Raw genomic sequence first — 22,283 nt, 5'->3', positions numbered from 1 at the left:
TATTTTAATGTGTTTTCGTGGGTTTGCCTACGATCGGCATGGCCGAGTCAGCGTCAAATGGACGCATAAACAAAGCGGGCTGCGGCGAAATGACCGCGTCAGCCCATCGCCACCATGAAGGCGACGGAAATGGAGATCGGGGACATCAGGGTGGACAGCAGGAGCGACATGGACACCAGCTCCCGCCCCGTCTGGTAGCGCTCCGCAAAGGCGTAGACGTTGACGCCGATGGGCAGGGCCGCCGCGGTCACGGCCGGGGCCAGCCAGTCCTGCGGCAGGTGGAACACCTCCACCGCCAGCACCCAGGTCAGCACGGGGTGCAGGACCGTCTTCATCACCGCCAGAACCAACGCCTGGGCGAACTTGCCCGACAGCTTCCCGAAGGACAGCGAGGTGCCCAGCGTGAAGCAGGCGCAGGGCAGCACGGTGGCCGCGGCATAGTCCGCCGCCTTCATGACCGCGTCCGGCACATGGACGCCGGTCAGGTTGAACCCCATGCCGACGACGATGGACAGGATCATCGGGCTGAGCAGCGTCGCCTTGACGGCGTTGACCGCGGCGACGACGGGCCGCCCGCCGGACGTCCGCTGCGCCTCGGCGATCATGGTCGCCGTGGTGAAGAGGAGCGGCGACTGGAACAGGATCAGCAACATCACCGGAATGGCCACCGACGAACCATAGGCGTCCATCAGGATCGGGGCGCCCAGCAGGCCGATGGAGGAGAAGGACGGGGCGAAGCCGGCGATCGCCACCTCCTCCCGCCGCCGGACGGACAGCATCCAGGCGCTGCCCAGTCCGAAGATGATGAAGGCCGCGATGAAGAAGGACGCCACGAACCCCCATTCGATGGGGTCGGGGATCTTCGCCTTCGCCATCGCCGCGAACAGCAGCGCGGGCAGGGCGTAGATGCCGAGGAACCGCGACAGCCCCTGAGCCGCCGTGTTGCTGAAATTGCCCGATTTCCCGGCGTAGAAGCCAAGAGCGACCAGGACGAACATCGGCAGCACGATTTGAAAGATGAGCGTCATGGCAACGGAAACCGGTCTTTGGGGGCGGCTCGAAGGGCTTTTGCGGTCCGCTCGGTGGCGGTCCGGCGGGTGCCGGGGATCAGCGCAGGGTGGGCGTCTCGACGATTTCCGGCTCCGGCACGCCCAGAACCTCCATCAGCGACTTGCCGGCGTCGAGCTGCTGCGACCAGATCTTCTCTTTCGCCATCAGCTCCAGGCAGCGCTTCAGCACCTCGTCCATCACGGTCAGCGGCACCACGGTCACGCCGTCGTCGTCGCCGATGATCAGGTCGCCCGGGTTGACGACCATCCCGCCCACCCCGGCGGGGACGTCCATCTTGCCGCCGAAGGACTTGTGCGGGCCGCGGGGGACCGATCCCTTGGCGAAGACCGGGAAGCCGATGGTCCGGATCTCCTGGAGATCGCGGACGGAGCCGTCGATCACCAGCCCGCCCAGCCCGCGCGACTTGCAGCCGCGGACCACCCATTCGCCGGCCAGCGCCACATCCTCCAGACCGGCGCCGGCGACCACCACCACCTCGCCCGGCTCGGCCAGGCTGCAGGCGGTCAGCAGCATGCTGTTGTCGCCCGGCATCGAAACGGCGGTGCGGGCCTGCCCGCAGATGCGCATGCCCGGGGCGCAGGGCTTGATCCGGGCGTCCATGCTCTGGCAGCGGTTCTGCACGTCGGACGCGATGCTGCTGGGGACCGTCTTCCAGATCTCCAGCATGTCCGGGGACAGGCGCGGGAAATTCACGATGTAGCGTTGCATAGCCATGGGAAAGGACCTCTCGTCGTCTGGACTGGGCGTGTCGTCTGGGCTGTACGAAGCGGGGCGTGGAAGCGCGAGCAGAGGCCCCGCCGGTCGGAATGCGATTCCAGCGGTGCCGATGACGATCAGGCCGGGGAGGGCCGGCGGTGCCGGAGCGGCGGACGCCGGTCGGACGGGAATCTCCCGTCCGGGAAAATCACGGACGTGTCCCGTCCGACGCGACCAGACCATCCATGGTGCATACAACCCAAATCGGATAAAAGTTTTATTTGTTTCGCATTTGAAGCATAGTCCCTTCGGGGGTCATACGCAAGTAGGTTGCTAATATGTAAATTTATTCACGCCATCATAGGCGTCATGCGCGGGCGGAATGACCTACGAAGGCATGCAGTTCACGTATTTGGCGCCAAAAGATTGCAGGTTTTAGCCATCGACGCTCCGCAAGACTGCAATGATTTAGCGGTGAAAAACCTTAAATTGAGGCATCGGGCACCGCCATCGGGCGGCTGCGGTGCCGGCCCGGCCACGGATTCGCGGGCCGCGGTTGTGGAGTCGCAACGTGGCGGAGGAGCGATCGGAGGGGGGAAGGGAGGGACGGCGGAAGGAAAAATGAAAAAGGCCGGCACCCGGAGGCCCAGCCTTATCAATCCGCGGTCTTGTTTTCCCCTTCGGGAGGATCATCGCCTCCGCCGGGAGAATGGAGCGGGCGAAGGGATTCGAACCCTCGACCCCAACCTTGGCAAGGTTGTGCTCTACCCCTGAGCTACGCCCGCGCTCCGTTTCGCTGCCGTTCGGTCCGTCGTGTCGGTGCCGTCCGGCGGCGTGCGGCGGACTATACTCATGGATTGGCGCAATGCAAGCGTCATGTTTCACTTTTTTCGGGCGCCTGGACGAATTTTCCCCGCCCCGCTAAAGATGGTTCCATGCACAGCCTCAACACCCCCGAGGGCACGGCCGAGGAGCCGCTGCCGACGAGCCCGGAGCAGCTCCTGGAGCATCTCGCGGCGCTCGGCATCCGCACCGTGACCCACAGCCATCCGCCGCTGCACACGGTGGAGGAGAGCAAGGCGTTGCGCGGCGCGCTGCCCGGCGGCCATTGCAAGAACCTGTTCCTGAAGGACAAGAAGGAGCAGCACTGGCTGGTGGTCGCGCTGGAGGACGCGCGGGTGGAGCTGAACCGGTTCGACAAGGTGATCGGGTCGGCGCGGCTGTCCTTCGCCTCCGCCGACCGGCTGTGGCGGCATCTCGGCGTGCGGCCCGGCTCCGTCACGCCCTTCGCGCTGGTCAACGACCGGGAGCGGCGCGTCAGGGTGGTGCTTCAGGAACAGATGCTGGCGCACGCCCCGCTGAACTACCACCCGCTGCTGAACGACCGGACCACGGCCATCGGGGCGGAGGACCTGCTGCGCTTCATCCGGGCCGGCGGGCACGAGCCGCTGATCGTGCCCTTCGGCGAGGAGTTGCCAGAGTCTCAGCCGACGCTTGCTTAACGCGCTCGGTGCGCTCATCTATCACGCGAGATCGCAAAGGGATACGTGACCGCCATGTTCTCCATTCCGCCCGCCAACAAGCCCGCCGCCGGTGCCACCCCCGCCGCCGGGGACCTCATCAAGGACAGCAGCGACCGCGCCTTCATGGCCGACGTCATCGAGGCGTCGCAGTCCGTGCCGGTGATCGTCGACTTCTGGGCGCCCTGGTGCGGCCCGTGCAAGCAGCTCGGCCCGATCCTGGAAAAGACGGTGCTGGCCGCGAAGGGCAAGGTGCGGCTGGTCAAGATCGACACCGACAAGGACCCGATGGTCGCCTCGCAGCTCCGCGTGCAGTCGATCCCGGCGGTCTATGCCTTCTTCCAGGGGCGCCCGGTGGACGGCTTCATGGGCGCCCTGCCGGAATCGCAGGTGAAGGCCTTCGTGGAGAAGCTGGTGAAGCTGGCCGGCGCGGCGGGCGGCGACGCGGGCGACATCCTGGAGGAGGTGCTGGCCCAGGCCAAGGAGGCTCTGGAGGCCGGCGACACTCAGACCGCGTCGGAAATCTACGGCGAGATCCTGCAGGCCGATCCGGAGAACCTGAACGCCGCGGCCTACGCCGGGCTGGTCCGCTGCCTGATCGTCAGCGACGATCTGGCCCGCGCCAAGCAGATGCTCGACAAGGTGCCGGAGCAGATCGCCAAGGACAAGGAGATCGCGGCGGTGCGCAGCGCGCTGGAGGTGGCCGAGCAGGCCGCCAACGCCGGCCCGATCCCGGAACTGACGGAGAAGGTCGCCCGGAACCCGGACGATCATGAGTCCCGCTTCGACCTCGCGCTCGCGCTGTTCGCCGCCGGCAAGCGCGAGGCCGCGGTGGACGAGCTTCTGGAGCTGGTGCGCCGCGACCGCGCCTGGAACGACGAGGCCGCCCGCAAGCAGCTCGTCAAGTTCTTCGAAGCCTTCGGCCCGACCGATCCGCTGACCATCCAGACCCGCCGCCGCCTGTCCTCGATCCTGTTCCGTTGACCGGAGCAAGCAGGCCGGCCGGAATTCGAACCGGAACGCGGCCTGCTCTGTTCGCCGTGACGGGGGGCTCTATATTCGTCGCATGAGCCGGAACCCCATCGCCCCGTCGCCGGACCGCCTGCCGCGGCTGCTGCCGATCTTCCCGCTTGCGGGGGTTCTGCTGCTGCCCCGCGGGCGGTTGCCGCTGAACATCTTCGAGCCGCGCTACCTCGCGATGGTGGAGGACGCGCTGGCCGGCGACCGCATGATCGGCATGGTCCAACCGACCGATCCGGCTTGCCGTCAGCGGGAGCCGGCGGTCTACGGCACCGGCTGCGCCGGGCGGATCACCAGCTTCGCCGAGGCGGAGGATGGCCGCTATCTCATCACCCTGACCGGCGTCTCCCGCTTCGCCATCATGCGGGAGGTGGAGAGCCAGCGCGGCTACCGCCGCGTCGCCGCGGACTGGGACCGTTTCTCCGGCGACCTCGTCGACCCGCTGGAGCGCGGCGGGGCCGTCGGCAACGGGCGCGGGCTGGACCGGCCCCGGCTGCTCGCCGGGCTGAAGGGCTATTTCAAGATGCAGGGGCTGTCGGTGGACTGGAAGGCCATCGACGGCACGCCGGACGAGCGGCTGGTCACCTCGCTGGCCATGATCTGCCCCTTTTCACCCAGCGAGAAGCAGGCCCTTCTGGAGACGCCGGACCTGCCGGAGCGCGGGAAGCTCTTGATCGCCCTGGTGGAGATGGCCATTCTCGACAGCCACGAGGGCGACGGTGGCGCGCTGCGTCACTGAGGCCCTTCACCAACCGACACCGCACATTCCGACCGCGAGGCACGATCCATGAGCGCCCATCCCCACGACGACACGCCCGCCGACGGCAAGACGCAGGCGCGCGTCGATCCGAAGCTTCTGGAAATCCTCGTCTGCCCGCTGACCAAGGGGCCGCTGCGCTACGACGCGGAGCGCGCCGAGCTGATCAGCGACCGCGCCGGGCTGGCCTATCCGATCCGCGACGGCATCCCGATCATGCTGATCGACGAGGCCCGCAGCCTCGACGGGAAGCCGGGGGCGGCCTGATGTCCGACGAGCGGTTCGCGTCGGACGCCTTCGGCACGAAGCACTGGCCGGTGGAAGTCCGGCTGAAGAAGGAGGAAAAGCGGCTGGAGGTCGATTTCGACAACGGCCAAACCTTCTCCTACCCTGCGGAGTTCCTGCGCGTCCACAGCCCCTCCGCCGAGGTGCAGGGCCACAGTCCTGACCAGAAGCAGACCGTCACGGGCCGTCGCCACGTCGGCATCATGAGCCTGGAGGCGATCGGCCGTTACGCCCTGCGGATCGTCTTCGACGACCTGCACGACAGCGGCATCTACTCCTGGAAGCTGCTGTACGAATTGGGCGAGGACCAGGACCGGCTGTGGGCCGAGTATCTGGCGGAGCTGGAGGCCAAGGGGCTGAGCCGCGATCCCAGGGGCCGGCGGTAACCGGCAACGGGCGGGCGTGGCACGGCATGTTGCGCTTTCATGGAAATGGCGTAGATAACGGCTCACCGACCGTTCCTCCGCCGCAGGAAGACCGCCGTGACCGCGACCGACCCGACCGGCGCGACCGCCACCCCGACCGCCAACCCTATGGCCGGGTCCGACACCGATCCGCCGCCCGCGGGCGGTGCCGGGCTGCCCGTTCCCACCGCACCGGCGCCGGAGGCCGCACCCGACACGCCACCGCCGGAGCGGGGCTGGGGCTGGTCCCGGGGCTATGGGCGCCGCACCGGCGCCTTGCGGCAGAAGCTGGCCGCGCATCTGGCGGCCCGGCGGCGCAAGCGGCGCGCCTGGGCGCGCGACATCGCGCGCATCGTCCTGGTGCTGTCGATCATGGCGCTCGGCGTGCTGGTCGTGGAGATCGGGCGCAAGGCCATCGTCGTGCTGAACCGCGCCGACCTGGGCCTCGTCCACCTTCTCGGCGAGCGGGGCGGCTGAGCGCTCCCTCAGGGAAGGGTCACCACGTAGCGTTTCGTCGTGGTCTCCACCACCTCCCACACGCCCTCGAAGCCCGGCTCCAGCGTGAAGCGGTCACCGGGACCGACCGTCCAGCGGCGCCCGTCGGCGTGGGTGATGGTGCTGGCGCCCTCCAGGATCTCGCAATACTCCCACTCGTCGTAGACGATCCGCCAGGAACCGGGGGTGGAGCGCCAGACACCGGCGAAGCGCTTGCCGTCCGGCGACTCGTACTCGTTCCAGGTGGTGAAGACCGGCGCGCCGGACAGGACACGGTCGGGGGCCGGGCCGCCGGTCTCCGGTTCCACGGCGGGGCGGGCGGGGTCGGTCAGCAGGGCGAAGCTCATCGCGGAATTTTCCTTCACCAGGAGGCCAGCAGCGGCGGCAGGCCGTGCAGGCTGTCGATGCGGCGGTAGTTCTCGGTGGGCGGCTCGGCCACCTCGTGCGCCCAGGTGACGTGGTAGGGCACATGAACGGCGTGGCCGCCCGCGGCCAGCACCGGCAGGATATCCGACCGCACGGAATTGCCCACCATCACGAAGCGCGCCGGGTCCACCCCGTGGCGGTCGAGCAGGCGGCGGTAGGTGGCCGGGTCCTTCTCGCTGACGATCTCGATGGCGTCGAACCGCTCCGCCAGACCGGAGCGGGCGATCTTGCTTTCCTGGTCGAACAGGTCGCCCTTGGTGACGAGCATCAACCGGTAGCGCTCGGACAGCCCCTCCACCACCTCCTGCACCCCGTCCAGCAGATCGACCGGGTGGTCCAGCATGGCCTTTCCGAAGTCGACGAGGCTCTGGATGTCCCGCCCGCCGATGCGCCCGTCGGTCAGGTCCACCGCCGTCTCGATCATCGACAGGACGAAGCCCTTGATGCCGTAGCCGTAGACGCGGAGGTTCTCGCGCTCCGCCTGCAACAGCCGCCGGTCGATGTCCGCCGGCTCCGAGCCCTGCAAGTGATTGGCGAGGAGGGCGCGGAAGCGGTCCTGCGTCATCGAGAAGAGCGACTCGTTGTGCCACAGGGTGTCGTCGCCGTCGAAGGCGATGGTGTCAATCATGGGAGGAACTCGTGTGGGGCGGCTGTCGGAACGAGAGGTAGGCCGCGGTGCGGCGCCTGTCCAGCGCTGACCGGAGCGGTCCTGTTTGTTGGTGGACTGCACAATTTGTGACGCCCAAAAGCTGTGCATTCGTCCATTATTCTTGCATCGGTGATATTCCTACGACAGCTATCGAGAAAGCTCACGGCTCGCATACCCACATCGCGGTGGCGGGTTTGCGCGGGATGAGCAATATTCTTTCTCACAACGCGAGGGCGCGGCGGCCACTTCCGGCAGGCCCCCTCGGGACCTTCAAAGATAGGATGACCACCATGGCAATCGCTCTGCGCACGGCCCCGCTGGGCCGCACCCTGCGGGCTGCTCCGGTGGCGTATGTGCTGGACAGCGTTCTGGACACGTTCGCCCTGTGGCGGCAGCGCGCCATCACCCGCCGCGAGCTGGCTCGGCTGGACGACCGGATGCTGCACGACATCGGCATCACCCAGATCGACGTCGAAGGCGAGATCAGCAAGCCGTTCTGGAAGGCGTGATGCCGCCGTCACGGCTGCGGGAAACCGCAAGGAAAAGGGCCGCCCCTGTGTAAGGGAGCGGCCCTTTTCGCATCCGGGTTTCGCGAGCGCCTGTGCGGCCAAAAGAAAAGCCCCTCTTCCCGGTGGAAGAGGGGCTTTTCCTTAGCCGAACCGCCGCTCTGTCAGATGCAGATCTGCTGGAGCGGGGCGAAGCCGTTGAAGCAGACCGCCGAGTAGGTGGTCGTGTAGGCGCCCGTGGCGTGGATGCGCACGCGGTCGCCGGCCTTCAGGTCCATCGGCAGCTTGTACTCGGCGCGCTCGTACAGCACGTCGGCGCTGTCGCAGGTCGGGCCGGCCAGCACGACCGCCTCGGCGTCGCCCTCTCCGTCGTCTCCCATCACCTGGATCGGGTACTGGATCGCCTCGTCCATCGTCTCGGCGAGACCGCTGAACTTGCCGATGTCCAGATAGACCCAGCGCTTCACGTCGTTGGCCGACTTGCGGGAGACGAGCACGACCTCGCTCTCGATGATGCCGGCGTTGCCGACCATGCTGCGGCCCGGCTCCACGATGGCTTCCGGCAGGCGGTTGCCGAAGTGGGTGCGCAGGGACTCGAAGATGGCCTGGCCGTAGGCGGTGGTCTCCGGCACGTCGGTGCGGTAGCGGGTGGGGAAGCCGCCGCCCAGGTTGATCATGCCCAGATCGACGCCCAGCACCTCAAGCTCGCGGAAGAGCTGCGCCACCTGGAAGATGGCGTGGTCCCACTGCATCAGGTCCTTCTGCTGCGAGCCGACGTGGAAGGACACGCCGTAGGGAACGACGTTCATCCCCTTGGCCTTCAGCAGCAGCTCCCGCGCCATGGCGAGGTCGCAGCCGAACTTGCGCGACAGCGGCCATTCCGCGCCCTCGCCGGAGGTCAGGATGCGGCAGAAGACGCGGGCGCCGGGGGCGGCGCGGGCGATCTTCTCCAGCTCCGCCTCGCTGTCGAAGGCGAACAGGCGCACGCCCAGCTCGAAGGCGCGGCGGATGTCCGCTTCCTTCTTGATGGTGTTGCCGTAGGAGATGCGCTCCGGCGCGCAGCCGGCGGCCAGGACCATCTGGATTTCCGGCACGCTGGCGGTGTCGAAGGCGGAGCCCAGACGGGTCAGCAGGCTGAGGATCTCCGGCGCCGGGTTGGCCTTCACGGCGTAGAAGATCTTGGCGTCCGGGAGCGCTTCCTCCAGGTCGTGGTAGTTCGCTTCCACGACGTCCAGATCGACGACGAGGCAAGGGGTCTGCGGGCGCTGCTCTTCGAAAAAGCGCGCAATCTTATCGGTCATCTCAGTCTCCCGGACGCAAGATGAAGGTGTCGGACGAATTGTGAAAAAGCAGGGGCGGAGCGGCCGAACGCTGCTGACCGGTCAGAAAGAAAAGACGGTCAGGCGTTCAGGCCGCCCATACTGGACTGCCGTGTCGCCTTGCGGGGAAGAGCCGAACTGGACAGAACCGGGAAAAGTCGGAGACGGGTGAGCCGGCGCCCACCCACAACAACATGAACCATCGTAACCTCCAAGACGCCGCCTTGCTTAAGGGACGGTCGGGGATCACGCGTTACGTCGTTGCATAACCACATCTCGAAAAGGACGAGGGGCGGGCCAGCGGCACGTGCGCTTGCGAGTTGCGGTTACATAGATCGAACGAGCCGCGTTTTAAAGAGAAAAATGCGGACGGGCGCAAAAAAGTAGCAAGCGTTACGCAAAGGTAAAAAGACGGAGGAAAAACATGGACTTGGACACGGCCATCCCGGTCTGGGACATGGCCGCCCGGCTGGCCGCGGCGGCGGTTTGCGGGGCCGCGCTGGGGCTGGACCGCGAGATCCGGGGCAAGGCGGCGGGCCTGCGCACCCACACGCTGGTCGCCATCAGCGCGGCGGTGACGACTCTGGTGGCCCTTGAACTCTACTGGGGCATGTCGGACCGTTCCCAGAGCGGCGACATGGACCCCACCCGCGTCATCCAGGGCGTGGCCCAGGCCATCGGCTTCATCAGCGCCGGGGTGATGTTCCGCGCTGGCACCACCGTGCGGGGGGCGACCACCGCCGCGGTGATCTGGATGGCCGGCGCGCTGGGGATCGCCTGCGGAGCGGGCTTCTACGTGCTGGCCGGCATGGCGCTGGCGCTCTGCCTCGCCGTGATGATCGTCTTCACCTACGCCATGCGCTGGCTGCCGGACGCCTCCAAGGACGAGGATTGACGCCGTCCGCCGTCCGCCTCCACCCCTTCGCCATAGCGCAGCAGCCGCGCGCCGTTGGCCTTCAGCCACAGGCGCGGAGTCTGCACGTCGCCGGTCAGTTGCGCGCAGAGCGTCCAGAAGCGCGGGGAGTGGTTCATCTCGCGCAGATGCGCGACCTCATGCCCCACCACATAGTCGAGGACGGACTCCGGCGTCAGGATCAGCCGCCAGGAGAAGGAGAGGCGGCCGGTGGCGGAGCAGCTTCCCCAACGGCTCTTGGTGTCGCGCACGGTGACCGCGGCGACCCGCGCGCCGATCTGCGCGGCCTTGGCGCGCGACCGTTCGGCCAACTCGCGCCGCGCCTCCGCCATCAGGAAGTCGCGCACCCGGCGGGTGACATGCTCCGCCCGGCCGCCGACCAGGATCGCGCCGTCCTCCCTCCGCGTTGCCCCGCGCAGGTCGGGACTGTGCCGGATGACGTGGTCGATCCCCAGATAGGGGACCACGGCGCCGTCGGCGAAGGGGAGCTGCGGGGGCAGAGCCGCCAGCCGCGCCCGGACCCAGCCGTCGTGCCGTCCGACGAAGCGCAGCGCCTCCGTCTCCGAAACGCCCACGGGGATCACCACCTGGATCAGCCCGCGCCCGGCGTCCACCCGCAGGGTCATCCGGCGGGCGCGGGCGCTTTCCCGCAGTTCCAGCGGCACGGGCAGTCCGGCCACCGCCAGGGCGCGCGGAGCTTTCGGACGGAGGGCCTGGGTTTCGGGACTTTTGATCTTGCGGCGAAAGAACATAACTGACTTATAGACCGTGCGGCCCGTCGGGGCCAATGGGACCGTTGTCTTTCACATTCAAACGAAATTTGTCCCAAGTGAGTCTTGCATGTGACATTTGACTCGGATGGTCAAGACGCAAGATACATATGGTGTAATCCCAGCCTTTCACGGTGAAGTCGTGGCCGAGTATCCCAGCAAGAACTCAACCGAAAGTCATATGACGGATCGCATGATCCGGCTTGAGGCTCTGCTCTCCGCCAACGGCGTGGCTCACGCTCTGCTTGGGCTGGACGCGCGGCTTCTCGTGGTCAACCAGGCCTTCGCGGCGGCCTTCGGTCTGCTTCCCGAGGAGGTGGAGGGCAAAGCGCTGGGCGAGCTGGGCGTCCCGGCGCCCATCGCGTCCCAGGTGGAGGCTCAGGTCCGCCGCGCCGCCCTTACCGGGGTGCCGGTGTCCGCCTTCGGCCTGTTGCCCAGGGGCGAGGTGATGCTGAGCCCGGTGCGCGACGCGGACGGAAAGGTCACCTCGGTCGCCGCCATCGCCGACACGGATGCCGCCGCGCTGGCCGCCGCCCGCGCCGAAGCCGAACGGGCGAGGGCCGAGACCGAGCGGGTCCGGTTGGAGGCCGAGAAGGGACGCACCGCCATCGGACGCTTCCTGTCCGCCGCCAGCCACGACCTGCGCCAGCCCTTCCAGGCGATGCACCTGTTCCACCATCTGCTGATGGGGCGCCTGACCGACCCGGGATCGCGGGATCTGGGCGAGAAGCTGGAAATGTCGATCGAGGCGGCGGAGACGCTTCTGCGCGCCCTTCTGGACGTGTCCAAGCTGGAGGCCGGGCTGGTCCGCCCGCAGGTGCAGGGATTCCCCATCGACGAGACGCTGGGCCGCCTGCTCAACGAATTCGCGCCGGAGGCGGACGCCAAGGGCCTGCGCTTCAACGTCCGTCCGGCGGACGCGGAGGTCATCACCGACCCCGTGCTGCTGGAACAGCTTCTGCGCCCGATCCTGTCCAACGCCCTGCGCTACACCGAATCGGGCGGGGTCCTGCTGGCCGCCCGGCGGCGCGGCGGGACGTTGCGGATCGAGGTGTGGGACACCGGCATCGGCATCGCCTCCGCCGACCAGTCGGCGATCTTCGACGACTTCCACCAGCTCGGCAACCCGAACCGCGACCGCCGGCACGGGCTGGGGCTCGGCCTGTCCATCGTGCGGCGTCTGGCGGCGCTTCTGGGCTTGCCGGTCTCGCTGCGCTCGGTGCCTGGAAAGGGCTCCGTCTTCGTGGTGGAGGTGCCGCTGGCGGTGGAGCGCGCCGAGGCGCTGCCGGCCGAGAAAAGCAGCGCGGCCTGACGGGGCGTTTTCTGGTATGATCCTGTTGGGCCAGAAGAGTTCGTGGCCCGCGAAAGGATCGGATTCGAGCAAAGGCCATGGGGACCAACGGCGCGGACCATCCGCGATACGAGGACATCCGCCGTCGCCGCCTTGACGAGCGGCGCGCTGCGGCGTTGCGTGCGCTGAAGCAGGCCGATGCCGTGGCGCGCCGCGCCGGCGGGCGGCTCGTCGTGTTCGGATCATTGGCCGAAGGGGGATTTCACGAGCGGTCCGACCTTGACGTTGCGCTGATCGGTTTGCCGGCAGGGGCCGACAGCGATGTGGCGGCGGACGTGGACACCCTGTTGACCGTTGCCGGGTTCGAAGCGGATGTCATTCCGGACCGCTTCCTGTCGCCGGCACTTCGAGACCGCGTGAGACTCCATGGTCGCGAACCCGGCGCTTTGGGCTGACGTTCAGCGGGACCTGGATGCCGCGCGGACGAACATCCGAAACGCGGCGCTCCGGGCCGATGCCCTGCACGCTGGCGGAGAATTGCCCGATGACCTGCGCCTCGACCGCGAATACGCGATCGGCCTGATGCTGCACAACGGATATGGCGCCATGGAGTGTGCCTTGGAGCGGCTGGTGCAGGCGGTGGACGGTGGCTTGCCCAACGGAGCGGCCTATCATGCGGAGTTGATCCGCCGCGCCGCCGCACCCGTTGCCGGGCTGCGCCCGGCCATGATCACCCCGGAGACCGCCAGCCGCCTTCAGAAGCTGCGTTCCTTCCGGCATGCGCTGCGTCACGCTTACGACGGCTACGACTACAAACGTGCTGCGGAGAATGTTCCGGTCGCCGTCGCGGTTGAAGACAGCTTCCGAACGGATATGACGGACTTCGCAAGGTCCATGGGCATCCTGCCGGAATAGCCGGAACGCACCCTGCCGCCGAACGAACGGAGAGCGGTGCCCACGCCTGCGCTCCGCGACCCGTCCATCGGCGTCACGCCGGGCATCGTCGAAGCGCGCATAATTCCCCTCCAAGGATGGGGCCGTTCACGGCCAACCGTGCCCAGCGCCCTGCTCTGGGTGCGCCTTTGACACGGCATGGGATCGGGGGGAAGCATGCATCGCAACGCAGGCTGCCGGCTGGTCATCCGTCTGGCGGGGATGGCGATCACCGCCTTTTCTGTCCTGCCCGCCATGGCCCAGACGACAAGCCTGGAGTGGGACCAGCGGGGCTGCGTCTTCGGACCCCGGCCCGGGCTGGACCGGCTGGTGTCCGGCTACAACCCCGGTGCGCAACCCTATTACTGCCCGCCGCCCGCCGCACTCTACCCGGCGCCTCCGGTCGCGCCTCCGGCGGCGGCGCTCTATCTCTCGGCGCCGAGCCGCTCCTATTGCCTGCTGCGCTCCTCGGGGCTGATGGGCGACAGCCTGTCCCAACTGGCCGGGTCCCTGTGCCGGGACGACGCCGCGCTTTGGGCGCTCGCCGGAAGGCAACGGCAGGGTGATACGTCCGTACTGGTACGTACGGCTGATTGACAGCTCCTCCCTCTATCCTTAAGGCTCGTAAAAAAAGAGAAACATACATTCGGGGAGGAACACCATCGATGCCGGCACGGCACCCGCCACCGTCTTGAAACCCGCCCTGCGTTCCAGCGCAGCCGATGCCGCAACCGTGAGGGGTGGCTGCGGCGCGGCTGTGCGCGCACGCGTTCGATACGTCATCAAATCTTCAAGAGACCGTCGCGGGACCGCAACCCGCGCCCTGCATGTCAGCACCTCACGCAATCGAATGGTTCAGGGAGAGAGACCACCATGCTGACCCGCCGCAAGCTCGCCGTCTCGACGGCCGCCTTCGCGCTCGCCGCCGGCTTCACCGGCGCCGCCCATGCCCAGCAGAAGACCGTCATCGAATTCTGGCACGGCCTTCCCCAGCCGCTCGGCGGCCAGCTCGAGCAGGTGGTGAAGGGCTTCAACGACAGCCAGGACAAGGTCCAGGTCAACCCGACCTTCAAGGGCAGCTATCCGGAGACGATGCAGGCGGCCATCGCCGCCTTCCGCGCCGGCAACGCCCCGCACGTCGTGCAGATGTTCGAAGTGGGCACCGCCACCATGCTGTCCGCCGGCCCGGCCATCAAGCCGGTGCACCAGTTGATGAGCGAGACGGGCTCGGGCTTCGATTCCGCGGCCTACATTCCGGCGGTCCGGGGCTATTACAGCTCCAAGGACGGCAAGATGATGGCCCTGCCGTTCAACAGCTCCACCACCATCACCTTCTACAACAAGGACGCCTTCCAGAAGGCCGGGCTCGACCCGAACAAGCCCCCGGCGACCTGGCCGGAGGTGGCCGATGCGGCGCGCAAGCTGAAGGCGGCGGGCGTGACCTGCCCGATGACCTTCTCCTGGCCGACCTGGACCCAGTTCGAGCAGGTCGGCGCGCTCCACGACAAGCCCTTCGCGTCGCAGGCCAACGGCTTCGGCGGGCTGAACGCCACGCTGAAGATCAACGACCCGTTCTTCGTGAAGCATCTCCAGACGCTGATCGATCTCCAGAAGGAAGGGGCGCTGCGCTACGGCGGGCGCGACAACGCCGCGGACTCGCTGTTCCCGTCGGGCGAATGCGCGATGATCCAGGCCTCGTCCGGCCTGCGCGGGCGCATCGTGAAGGAGGCGAAGTTCAACTGGGGCGCCGCGCCGCTGCCCTATTGGCCGGACGCCATCGCCTCGCCGAAGAACTCGATCATCGGCGGCGCCGCCTTCTGGGTGATGACCTCGCCCAAGCGCACCGCCGACGAGTACAAGGCCGTCGCCGCCTTCTTCAGCCATCTCGCCCGCCCGGAGGTGGACGCCAAGTGGCACATGGACACCGGCTACGTCCCGGTGACGCTCCAGGGCTTCGAGCTGGCGAAGAAGGAGGGCTTCTACGACAAGAACCCCGGCGCCGAGGTGCCGGCGGAGCAGCTCACCCGCACGGCCACCACGGAGAACACCATGGGCCTGCGGCTGGGCAACCTGCCGGAAATCCGCAACATCATCCAGGAGGAGATGGAGAAGGCGTTCCAGGGCCAGCAGACCGCCCAGCAGGCGCTGGACAACGCGGTGAAGCGGGGCGACACGGTCCTGCGCAACTTCGAGCGCGCCAACAAGAACTGAGCGGTTCTGTGGCTTGTCCCCTCTCCCCTCCGGGGAGAGGGTGCCCGCGAAGCGGGCGGGTCCCTTCCCTCTCCCGGGGCGAGAGAGGGCTGAAAGAACCGGGAGCAATCGAAGGGTTTCATGCAACGTCGCGTGATTTTCGACAACAGGGCGCTGCCCTATCTGCTGCTGGCGCCGCAGGTGGCGGTGACGCTGATCTTCTTCATCTGGCCGGCGGCGCAGGCGCTGTGGCAGTCGGTGCATCTCCAGGACGCCTTCGGGCTGCGCAGCCAGTTCGTCGGGTTCGAGAATTTCGAGGCGGTGCTGAGCGACCCGAACTATCTGGAGACGGTGAAGACCACCATCGTCTTCAGCGCGTCGGTGACCGCCCTGTCGCTGGCCTCCGCGCTGGGGCTGGCGGTGCTGGCCGATTCGAGGATACGGGCGGCGGCGGCCTACAAGACGCTGCTGATCTGGCCCTACGCGCTGGCGCCCGCGGTGGCGGCGGTGCTGTGGATGTTCATCTTCAACCCGGACATCGGCATCCTGGGCCGCGCGCTGAACAACCTCGGTTACGCCTGGGACTACCGGCTGAACGGCGGGCAGGCGATGACCATGGTCATCCTGGCGGCGAGCTGGAAGCAGGTCTCCTACAATTTCATCTTCTTCCTGGCCGGGCTGCAGGCCATCCCGCGCTCCGTCCTGGAGGCGGCGAGCATCGACGGGGCCGGGCCGGTGCGGCGCTTCTGGACGATCACCTTCCCGTTGCTGTCGCCGACGACCTTTTTCCTGCTGGTGGTGAACATCGTCTACGCCTTCTTCGAAACCTTCGGCACGATCCACGCCCTGACCCATGGCGGGCCGGGCAAGGCCACGGAAACGCTGATCTTCCGCGTCTACCAGGACGGCGTGGTCAACCACGACCTCGGTGGCTCCTCGGCGCAGTCGGTGATCCTGATGGTCATCGTCATCGCGCTGACCGCCATCCAGTTCCGCTTCGTCGAGCGCAAGGTGCATTACTCATGAACCCCGACCGCGCCAACCCGCGCTCCGGCGGGCGCCTGATGGACATGGTCCCGTACCTCGTCCTGACTCTGGGCGTTCTGGTCTTCGCCTTCCCGATCTACGTGACGGTCATCGGTTCCACCTGGGACGCCGCCACCATCGGGCGCGGCAACCTGCCGCTGACGCCGGGCGGGGAGATGCTGAACAACTACGCCTCCGCCTGGAGCGAGTCGCAGGGCAACCGCGTCATGCACACGCCCGTGCGCATCATGATGTGGAACAGCCTCGTGATGGCTCTGGTCATCGCGCTGGGGAAGATCGCCATCTCGATCATCTCGGCCTACGCGGTGGCCTTCTTCCGCTTCCCGCTGCGCATGGTCTTCTTCTGGATGATCTTCATCACGCTGATGCTGCCGGTGGAGGTGCGCATCATCCCGACCTACGAGGTGGTGGCGAATCTCGGCCTGATCGACAGCTACGCCGGGCTGACCATCCCGCTGATCGCGTCGGCCACGGCGACGCTGCTGTTCCGGCAATTCTTCCTGACCATCCCGGACGAGCTGATCGAGGCCGCGAAGATCGACGGGGCGGGGGCGCTGCGCTTCTTCGTGGACGTGGTGCTTCCCCTGTCGCGCACCAACATCGCGGCGCTGTTCGTCATCCTCTTCATCTACGGCTGGAACCAGTATCTGTGGCCGCTGCTGATCACCAACAGTGCGGAGATGGAGACGGTGGTCATCGGCATCACCAAGATGATCGGCAACGGCGAGGCCGCGACCGATTGGAACCTCATCATGGCGACGACGGTGCTGGCCATGCTGCCGCCGGTGGCGGTGGTGGTGCTGATGCAGCGCTGGTTCGTCAAGGGCCTTGTGGACAGCGAGAAATAACGAACATGGCAACGGTCGATCTGAATCAGGTCCGCAAGTCCTACGGCTCCGTCGAGGCCATCAAGGGCATCGACATCGCGGTCGCGGACGGGGAGTTCCTCGTGCTGCTCGGTCCCTCGGGCTGCGGCAAGTCCACGCTGCTGCGCATGGTCGCCGGGCTGGAGAGCATCACCGGCGGGCAGATCGCCATCGGCGGGCGGGTGGTCAACGGGCTGGAGCCCAAGGACCGCGACATCGCCATGGTGTTCCAGAACTACGCGCTCTACCCGCACATGAGCGTGTTCGACAACATGGCCTATGGGCTGAAGATCCGCGGGCTGCCCAAGGACGAGATCCGGGCCCGCGTGGCGAAGGCCGCGGAGATCCTGGAGCTGAACCGCTTCCTCGACCGCCGCCCCAGCCAGCTTTCGGGCGGGCAGCGCCAGCGCGTCGCCATGGGCCGGGCCATCGTGCGCGAACCCGCCGCCTTCCTGTTCGACGAACCGCTGTCCAACCTGGACGCCAAGCTGCGCACCCAGATGCGGGTGGAGATCAAACGGCTTCAGGACCGGCTGGGCATCACCAGCCTGTACGTGACGCACGATCAGGTGGAGGCGATGACGCTCGCCGACCGCATCCTCGTCATGAACCACGGGGTGGCGGAGCAGGTTGGCACGCCGCTGGAGGTCTATCAGCGCCCGGCCAGCCTGTTCGTGGCGGGTTTCATCGGCTCACCGCCGATGAATGTGCTGGACGCGCGCTTCGACGGAAACGGGCAGGGGGTGGCTCTGCCCGGCGGCACCGCCTTCGTCCTGCCGCGTCCGCGGCCCGACATGGCCGGTCGTCCGGTCAAGCTGGGCGTCCGGCCGGAGCATCTGGCCGTCACACCCGGCGACGGGCCACTGATCGTCTCGGTGGAATTGGTGGAGGCCCTGGGCGCCGACACGGTGGTCTATGGCCGCCTGCCGGACGGGGAGGCGCTGGTGGTCCGCGTCTCCGGCCTGCCGTTCTGCCGCGAGGGCGAAACCCTGCGCGTCGGCGCGCCGCCCGACGCGCTGCACCTGTTCGACGCGGAGACGGGGCGGAGGCTGGCGGATTGAGTGCCCCCTCCCTCCCACGCTGGCGCGTGGGTCCCTCCCTCTCCCGCAACGCGGGGGAGGGTTAGGGAGGGGGCCGCCGCAGTGCCTACGCCGCGTTCCGCCCACCGCCCTGCGCGCCGCCATGGGGGGCGGGGCGGCGATTGTGGCGGTTCTGCTGGTTGACGGACGCCTTGGCCTTCATCGGCTGGTCGCCGGTGGCGCCGGCAACCCGCGCCCCCTGCGGCGCCTGCGGCTTCGGACCCTGGGCCTTCGGCGCGTGAGCCTTCTGGCCCTGCGGCTTGTTGCCGCCCGGCTGCTGCTGCTGCGGCTGGCCGCGGCCCGGACGGGGCTGCTTGGGCGCCGGCTTCGGCGGCTTGGCGGAAGAGGCGTGGATCGCCGCGACCACCGCCGCGTGATAGGGATGGTCGTGGTCCGCCGGGACCGGCTGGCGGATCGTCTTCTCGATGGCCTTCAGATAAGCCACCTCCTCCGCGTCGCAGAAGGACACCGCGCTGCCGTCGGTGCCGGCGCGGGCGGTGCGGCCGATGCGGTGGACGTAGCTTTCCGGCTCGTTCGGCAGATCGAAGTTGATGACGTGCGTGATGCCGTCGATGTCGATGCCGCGCGCCGCGATGTCGGTCGCCACCAGCGCCTTCAGGTCGCCGCTGCGGAAGGACTCCAGCGCGCGCACGCGGGCCGACTGCGACTTGTCGCCGTGGATCGCGTCCGCCGGGACGCCGGCCTTCTTCAGATGGTCGGCGATGCGGTCGGCGCCGTGCTTGGTGCGGGCGAAGACGATGGTCCGCCCCATGGCGTCGTCCTGGAGCAGGTCGGCCAGCAGGCGGCGCTTGTCGGCGCGCTCCACGAACAGCACGCGCTGGGCGATGCGCTCCACCGTGGTGGACTGGGGCGCCACCTCGATCCGCTCGGCGTCGGTCAGGATGCTGTGCGCCAGCTCGACCACGCCGTCCGGCATGGTGGCGGAGAAGAGCAGGGTCTGGCGCTGCTTCGGCAGGACCGCGACCACCTTCCGGACGTCGCGGATGAAGCCCATGTCGAGCATGCGGTCGGCCTCGTCCAGCACGAAGATCTCGACCTGGTCGAGCACGCACTGCTTCTGGGCCATCAGGTCCAGCAGGCGGCCCGGCGTCGCGACCAGCACGTCGGTGCCGCGGGTGAGGGCTGCGACCTGCGGGCTCTGCCCGACGCCACCGTGGATCACCGTGCGGCGGATCGGCAGGTGCCGGCCATAGGTGCGGAAGCTCTCGCCGATCTGAAGGGCCAGTTCGCGCGTCGGCGTCAGGATCAGGGCGCGCGGCGCCTTGGCCTGCACGCGCTTCTTGTTCTCGAACAGCCGCTGGAGGATCGGCAGGGTGAAGGCGGCGGTCTTGCCGGTGCCGGTCTGGGCGAGGCCGAGCACGTCGCCGCCTTCCAGAAGAACGGGGATGGCGCCGGCCTGGATCGGCGTGGCGGTCTGGTAACCCTCTTCGGCGACGGCGCGCAGAAGGGGCTCGATCAGGCCGAGGCCACTGAATTCGGTCATACGGAATGGGTCCTGGTCACGTGAAGAGAGGCTGCACCTTGGCCGTGCCCGGACGGTGCCGGGGGCGGCGTGGCTTGGGGCGCTCCGCCGCGGGAGTGCGCGGAGCCATCAATTCACCGTGGGAAGGCGCAACGGCGCCGGTACCGGGACGACGAGGAGCCGGCAGCCCCAAAGCAAAATCGACCGCCCACACATAGGGCGTGGGGTGGCGTTTGGCAAGCAAACAAGGACCTTCGCCCTGTTCCGGACCGGAAATGTCGCTATGCCGGGCGGCGGTTCCGGTGGACGGTCGGGGCGGCGGGGCGTCCCTTCGGTGGCTGCGGCTTTTTGACACGCGAATTCCCGGTCGAAAGGACGGGCTATGGGATTGCGAATGAATTTCAGTATTATGGTGGGCGTTGCAGCATGGCGCTCCGGTTCGCCGGGTCCGGCGCCGGAACGGATGGCAAAGGCGGTGGGGCAATGACGTCGCGGCTCGAATCCTTGTGCCTGGAGAAGGGACTGAAGATGACCGGCCAGCGCCGGGTCATCTCCCAGGTTCTGTCGGAATCGGAAGACCACCCCGACGTGGAGGAGGTGCACCGCCGCGCCGTTCTGATCGACCCGCGCATCTCCATCGCCACGGTCTACCGCACCATGCGCCTCCTGGAGGACGCGCAGGTGATCGAGAAGGTGGACCTGGGCGACGGGCGCGCCCGCTATGAAGAGGCGTCCACCGACCACCACCACCACCTGATCGACACGCGCAGCGGGCGGATCATCGAATTCGCCAGCCCGGAGCTGGAGGCGCTGAAGGAGCGCATCGCGGGGGAGCTGGGCTACCGCATCGTCGGTCACCGGCTGGAGATCTACGGCGTTCCGCTCGACGGCGGCCCTCTTGACGGCGATGCCATGGACGGCAATTCCGAGGGAAATGGGGAGCGTCCATGAAGAACATGCGCTGGCTGACGATCGATCCCTACCCGGCGGTGACCCTGAACTGCCGCGACGCGGTCCAGCGCTGCTACGCCGGCCTGTGCGACTGCGGCCAGCCGGAGCGCTACGCGCTGGAGGCCGCGGTGACCGTCTTCCGCTACCACCATCCGGAAACCCCGCCCTTCCAGGCGGAAACCATCGTCAGCCAGTGGGTGGCCGGTCCGGTCCGGCACTGAAGCGAACGTCCGTTCGCTTTAGATTCAAATGGCCTCACCAGCGCCGTCGCTTGCGTTCCAGCGTGTCGGGGGCGAAGTCCTCGGGCCGCAGGGTCTTGGCGAAATCCGGCGGGGCGAGCTGGTTGTCGAGGCCGTTCACCACATAGCGGTCGCCGGAGAGATCGTAGGTGATCTCCAGCGCCGGGGCGAAGACGGGCACCTGGGGATAGGCGACCCCGTGCGCCTCCGCATAGCGGACCAGATCGCCGTTGGCGTCGTAATGGTCGGCCATCACGATCTGCCAGGAATCCTCGTCCAGATAATAGGTGCGCTCGGGCAGGGCATGGCGGAAGCCGGACTTGAGACGCGCCTCCACGATCCAGACCCGGTGCATCTCGTAGCGCAGGAATTGCGGGTTGGGGTGGCCCAGCCACAGGAAGTCCACCGGCGCCAGACCGGGCGTGTTCATGCGGTTGGCGTTGTAGGGCACATACATCTCCCGCCGCGTCACCAGCGCGAAATCGAACCGGTCCAGCGGGCCGCTGAACATATCCAGCATGTCGGCGGTGCGGATGCCGCCGCTGGCCGGGTCCGGCGTGTCGTAGACGAAATCGGGGGCGCGGACGGGCTTGCCGGTCTCACCCTGACGGTACCAGGCGGCGAAGCCGGTCTGGATGGGGTTCAGCGTGCCGTGCAGCAGAAGAGTGGTCCCGGCCTCCGCCTTCGGCATCAGGGTGGCGCGGCGGTAGTGGAAGGGGCGCCCGCCGTCGATCCCGGCGGCGTAGCTGGACTGCCAGTCCTCGCGGTGGACCGCCGCGGTGTAGATGCCGCCGGGTTCCGGCAGGATGGTGGCGCCGGTGCGGCTGAAGGAATTCCCCCGCCAGCGCAGGATGTGGTTCCACATCGCCTGCACGCCGTTGGCCGGGATGGGAAAGGGCACGCCCACCCGCGCCCCGCTCAGCGCCAAACCGTTCTCGCCCAGCTTCGCGCGCCCGGCGTTCGCGATCGACTCGTCGTAGACCCGCTGGGGGGCGGCGGCGCTGCGGCGGCTGGGGAAGACCGGGATCTCGAAGGACGGATATTTGCTCAGCATCGCCTGGAGCCCGCCGGACAGCCGGACCTTGTAGCGCTCCAGCTCCGCCGGTCCCACGGTGAACCAGCGCCCGTCCTCGTCGAAGGGGTCGGGCAGGCGGTCGCCCGGTTTCCAGTCGCCGGGAAGGCGGGTCAACCCTCCCTTCCAGGGCGGAACGGCCCGCGTCCGGCTGGGACCCCGCACCGCGCCGAAGGGTGTCAGCTCCTCCCCCAGGGCGGGGACCTTCTCCTGGGCGGCGATCGGAGCCGCATAGGGAAGCACCGGCAGGGAGAAAAGCAGGCTGGAGAACTGGCGGCGGTTCATGCGCGTCTCGCGGCGT

Annotated in this window: 26 protein-coding genes and 1 tRNA gene; 18 read left to right on the top strand and 9 right to left on the bottom strand. The window is 67.8% G+C overall.

The annotated features are described in order from the left end of the window. Positions 1–98 precede the first annotated feature (98 nt). The 3 genes from DS843_RS23480 to DS843_RS23470 all read right to left on the bottom strand — a co-directional run bounded on the left by DS843_RS23480 (position 99) and on the right by DS843_RS23470 (position 2,552). Positions 99–1,028 carry an AEC family transporter gene (locus DS843_RS23480; protein ID WP_149471258.1) on the bottom strand — a complete coding sequence of 310 codons (930 nt, stop codon included), beginning with the start codon at positions 1,026–1,028 and terminating at the stop codon, positions 99–101. Positions 1,029–1,107: 79 nt separating this feature from the next. Then, complete coding sequence (locus tag DS843_RS23475) at positions 1,108–1,785, bottom strand: RraA family protein (protein ID WP_149471257.1); 678 nt, start codon at positions 1,783–1,785, stop codon at positions 1,108–1,110. A 692-nt stretch (positions 1,786–2,477) separates the two neighbouring features. Next, positions 2,478–2,552, bottom strand: a tRNA-Gly gene (locus DS843_RS23470). Between the two features lie 150 nt (positions 2,553–2,702). Between DS843_RS23470 and DS843_RS23465 the strand changes: the two genes are divergently transcribed. From DS843_RS23465 to DS843_RS23440, 6 genes are all read left to right on the top strand, one after another. Further along, complete coding sequence (locus tag DS843_RS23465; protein WP_149471256.1) at positions 2,703–3,269, top strand: prolyl-tRNA synthetase associated domain-containing protein; 567 nt, start codon at positions 2,703–2,705, stop codon at positions 3,267–3,269. Positions 3,270–3,323: 54 nt separating this feature from the next. Beyond that, the gene (locus tag DS843_RS23460; protein WP_149471255.1) at positions 3,324–4,271 is read left to right on the top strand and encodes a thioredoxin family protein; all 948 of its coding nucleotides are present in this window, start codon (positions 3,324–3,326) and stop codon (positions 4,269–4,271) included. Positions 4,272–4,353: 82 nt separating this feature from the next. Continuing rightward, positions 4,354–5,046 (top strand): LON peptidase substrate-binding domain-containing protein, encoded by a 693-nt coding sequence (locus DS843_RS23455; protein WP_149471254.1) that lies wholly within the window; start codon positions 4,354–4,356, stop codon positions 5,044–5,046. Positions 5,047–5,094: 48 nt separating this feature from the next. Further along, positions 5,095–5,331, top strand: coding sequence for a Trm112 family protein (locus DS843_RS23450; RefSeq protein WP_014238566.1), 237 nt, complete (start codon positions 5,095–5,097; stop codon positions 5,329–5,331). Beyond that, a complete protein-coding gene (locus DS843_RS23445) occupies positions 5,331–5,735 on the top strand; it encodes a gamma-butyrobetaine hydroxylase family protein (RefSeq protein ID WP_149471253.1) in 405 nt (134 codons plus the stop codon). Before DS843_RS23450 ends, DS843_RS23445 begins: the two co-directional genes overlap by 1 nt. Positions 5,736–5,831: 96 nt before the next feature. Beyond that, positions 5,832–6,230 carry a hypothetical protein gene (locus DS843_RS23440; protein ID WP_149471252.1) on the top strand — a complete coding sequence of 133 codons (399 nt, stop codon included), beginning with the start codon at positions 5,832–5,834 and terminating at the stop codon, positions 6,228–6,230. A gap of 8 nt (positions 6,231–6,238) precedes the next feature. Here DS843_RS23440 and DS843_RS23435 read toward each other — a convergent pair whose 3' ends face one another. Further along, positions 6,239–6,595 carry a cupin domain-containing protein gene (locus DS843_RS23435; protein ID WP_149471251.1) on the bottom strand — a complete coding sequence of 119 codons (357 nt, stop codon included), beginning with the start codon at positions 6,593–6,595 and terminating at the stop codon, positions 6,239–6,241. A 14-nt stretch (positions 6,596–6,609) separates the two neighbouring features. Continuing rightward, a complete protein-coding gene (locus DS843_RS23430; protein ID WP_149471250.1) occupies positions 6,610–7,302 on the bottom strand; it encodes an HAD family hydrolase in 693 nt (230 codons plus the stop codon). A gap of 311 nt (positions 7,303–7,613) precedes the next feature. On the opposite strand from DS843_RS23430, the gene DS843_RS23425 reads away from it, so the two are divergent. Beyond that, the gene (locus tag DS843_RS23425) at positions 7,614–7,832 is read left to right on the top strand and encodes a DUF1127 domain-containing protein (RefSeq protein ID WP_149471249.1); all 219 of its coding nucleotides are present in this window, start codon (positions 7,614–7,616) and stop codon (positions 7,830–7,832) included. A 161-nt stretch (positions 7,833–7,993) separates the two neighbouring features. On the opposite strand, the gene DS843_RS23420 is transcribed toward DS843_RS23425, so the two are convergent. Next, positions 7,994–9,130 (bottom strand): type III PLP-dependent enzyme, encoded by a 1,137-nt coding sequence (locus DS843_RS23420; RefSeq protein WP_149471248.1) that lies wholly within the window; start codon positions 9,128–9,130, stop codon positions 7,994–7,996. Between the two features lie 442 nt (positions 9,131–9,572). Here DS843_RS23420 and DS843_RS23415 point away from each other — a divergent pair, with 442 nt between their 5' ends. After that, entirely contained in the window at positions 9,573–10,043 is a 471-nt protein-coding gene (locus tag DS843_RS23415; RefSeq protein WP_149471247.1) for an MgtC/SapB family protein, read from the top strand. Here the strand turns inward: DS843_RS23415 and DS843_RS23410 are convergent. Continuing rightward, the gene (locus DS843_RS23410; RefSeq protein WP_286192275.1) at positions 9,998–10,813 is read right to left on the bottom strand and encodes a M48 family metallopeptidase; all 816 of its coding nucleotides are present in this window, start codon (positions 10,811–10,813) and stop codon (positions 9,998–10,000) included. The two genes, DS843_RS23415 and DS843_RS23410, sit on opposite strands and share 46 nt — an antisense overlap. Before the next feature lie 199 nt (positions 10,814–11,012). Here DS843_RS23410 and DS843_RS23405 point away from each other — a divergent pair, with 199 nt between their 5' ends. The 8 genes from DS843_RS23405 to DS843_RS23370 all read left to right on the top strand — a co-directional run bounded on the left by DS843_RS23405 (position 11,013) and on the right by DS843_RS23370 (position 18,219). Beyond that, the gene (locus DS843_RS23405; protein WP_149471246.1) at positions 11,013–12,143 is read left to right on the top strand and encodes a PAS domain-containing sensor histidine kinase; all 1,131 of its coding nucleotides are present in this window, start codon (positions 11,013–11,015) and stop codon (positions 12,141–12,143) included. A gap of 77 nt (positions 12,144–12,220) precedes the next feature. Then, positions 12,221–12,577 (top strand): nucleotidyltransferase family protein, encoded by a 357-nt coding sequence (locus DS843_RS23400; protein WP_149471245.1) that lies wholly within the window; start codon positions 12,221–12,223, stop codon positions 12,575–12,577. Next, complete coding sequence (locus tag DS843_RS23395) at positions 12,549–13,037, top strand: ribonuclease toxin HepT-like protein (RefSeq protein ID WP_149471244.1); 489 nt, start codon at positions 12,549–12,551, stop codon at positions 13,035–13,037. The genes DS843_RS23400 and DS843_RS23395 overlap by 29 nt, the downstream gene beginning before the upstream one ends. 195 nt (positions 13,038–13,232) lie before the next feature. Continuing rightward, positions 13,233–13,652 carry a hypothetical protein gene (locus DS843_RS23390; protein WP_149471243.1) on the top strand — a complete coding sequence of 140 codons (420 nt, stop codon included), beginning with the start codon at positions 13,233–13,235 and terminating at the stop codon, positions 13,650–13,652. A 276-nt stretch (positions 13,653–13,928) separates the two neighbouring features. Further along, positions 13,929–15,266, top strand: coding sequence for a sn-glycerol-3-phosphate ABC transporter substrate-binding protein UgpB (gene ugpB, locus DS843_RS23385; RefSeq protein ID WP_149471242.1), 1,338 nt, complete (start codon positions 13,929–13,931; stop codon positions 15,264–15,266). 120 nt (positions 15,267–15,386) lie between these two features. Then, positions 15,387–16,271, top strand: a complete 885-nt coding sequence (ugpA, locus tag DS843_RS23380; RefSeq protein WP_149471241.1) for a sn-glycerol-3-phosphate ABC transporter permease UgpA — start codon at positions 15,387–15,389, stop codon at positions 16,269–16,271. Beyond that, a complete protein-coding gene (ugpE, locus tag DS843_RS23375) occupies positions 16,268–17,140 on the top strand; it encodes a sn-glycerol-3-phosphate ABC transporter permease UgpE (protein WP_286192274.1) in 873 nt (290 codons plus the stop codon). Before ugpA ends, ugpE begins: the two co-directional genes overlap by 4 nt. 5 nt (positions 17,141–17,145) lie before the next feature. Beyond that, positions 17,146–18,219, top strand: coding sequence for a sn-glycerol-3-phosphate import ATP-binding protein UgpC (locus DS843_RS23370; RefSeq protein WP_149471240.1), 1,074 nt, complete (start codon positions 17,146–17,148; stop codon positions 18,217–18,219). Between the two features lie 85 nt (positions 18,220–18,304). Here the strand turns inward: DS843_RS23370 and DS843_RS23365 are convergent, their stop codons facing one another. Then, positions 18,305–19,741: a DEAD/DEAH box helicase gene (locus DS843_RS23365; RefSeq protein WP_149471239.1), complete on the bottom strand. Its 1,437-nt coding sequence runs from the start codon at positions 19,739–19,741 to the stop codon at positions 18,305–18,307. Between the two features lie 462 nt (positions 19,742–20,203). Here DS843_RS23365 and DS843_RS23360 point away from each other — a divergent pair, with 462 nt between their 5' ends. Together DS843_RS23360 and DS843_RS23355 are read left to right on the top strand one after the other, a co-directional pair. Further along, on the top strand, positions 20,204–20,671 hold the full coding sequence (locus tag DS843_RS23360; protein ID WP_286192273.1) for a Fur family transcriptional regulator: 468 nt from the start codon (positions 20,204–20,206) through the stop codon (positions 20,669–20,671). Continuing rightward, the gene (locus DS843_RS23355; protein ID WP_149471238.1) at positions 20,668–20,892 is read left to right on the top strand and encodes a hypothetical protein; all 225 of its coding nucleotides are present in this window, start codon (positions 20,668–20,670) and stop codon (positions 20,890–20,892) included. Before DS843_RS23360 ends, DS843_RS23355 begins: the two co-directional genes overlap by 4 nt. Positions 20,893–20,926: 34 nt before the next feature. Here the strand turns inward: DS843_RS23355 and DS843_RS23350 are convergent, their stop codons facing one another. Further along, positions 20,927–22,267: a DUF1329 domain-containing protein gene (locus DS843_RS23350; protein ID WP_149471237.1), complete on the bottom strand. Its 1,341-nt coding sequence runs from the start codon at positions 22,265–22,267 to the stop codon at positions 20,927–20,929. Between the last annotated feature and the right edge of the window lie 16 nt (positions 22,268–22,283).

The sequence above is a fragment of the Roseomonas genomospecies 6 genome (genome assembly GCF_008365375.1).
In the GTDB taxonomy this organism is placed as follows: Bacteria; Pseudomonadota; Alphaproteobacteria; order Azospirillales; family Azospirillaceae; genus Azospirillum.
The sequence above is the reverse complement of the archived record's forward strand: the minus strand, read 5'-3'. Positions and strand labels throughout refer to the sequence as shown.

What these genes read in the sequence shown, in the direction of transcription:
- DS843_RS23480 (WP_149471258.1), bottom strand. Translation starts at nt 1,028, where the DNA reads ATGACGCTCATCTTTCAAATCGTGCTGCCGATGTTCGTCCTGGTCGCT.
- DS843_RS23475 (WP_149471257.1), bottom strand. Translation starts at nt 1,785, where the DNA reads ATGGCTATGCAACGCTACATCGTGAATTTCCCGCGCCTGTCCCCGGAC.
- DS843_RS23465 (WP_149471256.1), top strand. Translation starts at nt 2,703, where the DNA reads ATGCACAGCCTCAACACCCCCGAGGGCACGGCCGAGGAGCCGCTGCCG.
- DS843_RS23460 (WP_149471255.1), top strand. Translation starts at nt 3,324, where the DNA reads ATGTTCTCCATTCCGCCCGCCAACAAGCCCGCCGCCGGTGCCACCCCC.
- DS843_RS23455 (WP_149471254.1), top strand. Translation starts at nt 4,354, where the DNA reads ATGAGCCGGAACCCCATCGCCCCGTCGCCGGACCGCCTGCCGCGGCTG.
- DS843_RS23450 (WP_014238566.1), top strand. Translation starts at nt 5,095, where the DNA reads ATGAGCGCCCATCCCCACGACGACACGCCCGCCGACGGCAAGACGCAG.
- DS843_RS23445 (WP_149471253.1), top strand. Translation starts at nt 5,331, where the DNA reads ATGTCCGACGAGCGGTTCGCGTCGGACGCCTTCGGCACGAAGCACTGG.
- DS843_RS23435 (WP_149471251.1), bottom strand. Translation starts at nt 6,595, where the DNA reads ATGAGCTTCGCCCTGCTGACCGACCCCGCCCGCCCCGCCGTGGAACCG.
- DS843_RS23430 (WP_149471250.1), bottom strand. Translation starts at nt 7,302, where the DNA reads ATGATTGACACCATCGCCTTCGACGGCGACGACACCCTGTGGCACAAC.
- DS843_RS23425 (WP_149471249.1), top strand. Translation starts at nt 7,614, where the DNA reads ATGGCAATCGCTCTGCGCACGGCCCCGCTGGGCCGCACCCTGCGGGCT.
- DS843_RS23420 (WP_149471248.1), bottom strand. Translation starts at nt 9,130, where the DNA reads ATGACCGATAAGATTGCGCGCTTTTTCGAAGAGCAGCGCCCGCAGACC.
- DS843_RS23415 (WP_149471247.1), top strand. Translation starts at nt 9,573, where the DNA reads ATGGACTTGGACACGGCCATCCCGGTCTGGGACATGGCCGCCCGGCTG.
- DS843_RS23410 (WP_286192275.1), bottom strand. Translation starts at nt 10,813, where the DNA reads ATGTTCTTTCGCCGCAAGATCAAAAGTCCCGAAACCCAGGCCCTCCGT.
- DS843_RS23405 (WP_149471246.1), top strand. Translation starts at nt 11,013, where the DNA reads ATGACGGATCGCATGATCCGGCTTGAGGCTCTGCTCTCCGCCAACGGC.
- DS843_RS23400 (WP_149471245.1), top strand. Translation starts at nt 12,221, where the DNA reads ATGGGGACCAACGGCGCGGACCATCCGCGATACGAGGACATCCGCCGT.
- DS843_RS23395 (WP_149471244.1), top strand. Translation starts at nt 12,549, where the DNA reads ATGGTCGCGAACCCGGCGCTTTGGGCTGACGTTCAGCGGGACCTGGAT.
- DS843_RS23390 (WP_149471243.1), top strand. Translation starts at nt 13,233, where the DNA reads ATGCATCGCAACGCAGGCTGCCGGCTGGTCATCCGTCTGGCGGGGATG.
- ugpB (WP_149471242.1), top strand. Translation starts at nt 13,929, where the DNA reads ATGCTGACCCGCCGCAAGCTCGCCGTCTCGACGGCCGCCTTCGCGCTC.
- ugpA (WP_149471241.1), top strand. Translation starts at nt 15,387, where the DNA reads ATGCAACGTCGCGTGATTTTCGACAACAGGGCGCTGCCCTATCTGCTG.
- ugpE (WP_286192274.1), top strand. Translation starts at nt 16,268, where the DNA reads ATGAACCCCGACCGCGCCAACCCGCGCTCCGGCGGGCGCCTGATGGAC.
- DS843_RS23370 (WP_149471240.1), top strand. Translation starts at nt 17,146, where the DNA reads ATGGCAACGGTCGATCTGAATCAGGTCCGCAAGTCCTACGGCTCCGTC.
- DS843_RS23365 (WP_149471239.1), bottom strand. Translation starts at nt 19,741, where the DNA reads ATGACCGAATTCAGTGGCCTCGGCCTGATCGAGCCCCTTCTGCGCGCC.
- DS843_RS23360 (WP_286192273.1), top strand. Translation starts at nt 20,204, where the DNA reads ATGACGTCGCGGCTCGAATCCTTGTGCCTGGAGAAGGGACTGAAGATG.
- DS843_RS23355 (WP_149471238.1), top strand. Translation starts at nt 20,668, where the DNA reads ATGAAGAACATGCGCTGGCTGACGATCGATCCCTACCCGGCGGTGACC.
- DS843_RS23350 (WP_149471237.1), bottom strand. Translation starts at nt 22,267, where the DNA reads ATGAACCGCCGCCAGTTCTCCAGCCTGCTTTTCTCCCTGCCGGTGCTT.